This is a genomic window from Burkholderia sp. Ac-20365 (assembly GCF_017104715.1).
In the GTDB taxonomy this organism is placed as follows: Bacteria; Pseudomonadota; Gammaproteobacteria; order Burkholderiales; family Burkholderiaceae; genus Paraburkholderia.
Map to the genome: position 1 here is coordinate 1 of NZ_JAAGPI010000127.1, position 814 is coordinate 814.

Genomic DNA, 814 nt, shown 5'->3' on the forward strand with positions numbered 1-814 from the left:
GTTGTTATCGTCATGTTCAACGTCGTTCTGGTCGAACCGGAAATCCCGCCGAATACCGGCAACGTGATCCGCCTGTGTGCCAACTCGGGCGCGCGGCTGCATCTGAGCGAGCCGCTCGGCTTTCCGCTCGACGACACCAAGCTGCGCCGCGCCGGCCTCGACTATCACGAGTACGCGCAGATGCAGGTGCAGAGCGACGGGGACGCCTGTGTCGCGAAAGAAACGCCCGATCCATCGCGAATGTTCGCGTTCACGACGCGCGGCGAGGGCTGGTAGCACGATCGCGCTTTCCTGCCCGGCGACTGCTTCGTGTTCGGCGCGGAACCGCGCGGTCTACCCGATGGCGTGCTCGAACGCTTCGCGCCCGAGCAGCGCGTGCGCCTGCCGATGCGGCCGGGCAACCGCAGCATGAATCTGTCCAATCCCGTCGCCGTGGTGGTGTTCGAGGCGTGGCGGCAGGCGGGTTTCGAGGGCGGAGAGTAAGTTTGCGGCGCGCTCAGCTGGACTCGCGCGCCGCGAGTTCGCGCTGGTAGCGCGCGAGCATCGCGTCGTCGAAACAGGCGAAGATCACCTGTTCGAGCGCAGCAAACGCAGGCAATGAATCGATGACGGTTGCGAGCGCAATCGTCACGGCCTGGTCGGGCGGAAAGCGGTACACGCCGCAACTGATCGCCGGAAACGCGATGCTTTTCACGCCCGCATCGCGCGCCACGTCCAGCGAGCGCCGGTAGCACGAAGCGAGCAGCGCTGCTTCGTCGCGTGCGCCGCCGTTCCAGACCGGCCCGACCGTGTGAATCACGTGTTTGGCGGGCAG

The 814-nt window shown here is 66.2% G+C and carries 1 protein-coding gene and 1 pseudogene; one reads left to right on the forward strand and one right to left on the reverse strand.

Annotated features, from left to right (window positions below):
* Positions 1-12 precede the first annotated feature (12 nt).
* A pseudogene (locus G3O01_RS44935) lies at positions 13-483 on the forward strand (tRNA (cytidine(34)-2'-O)-methyltransferase).
* Positions 484-496: 13 nt separating this feature from the next.
* Here the strand turns inward: G3O01_RS44935 and G3O01_RS44940 are convergent.
* The coding region (locus G3O01_RS44940; RefSeq protein ID WP_205813984.1) for a macro domain-containing protein at positions 497-814 on the reverse strand (318 nt) is incomplete at its 5' end.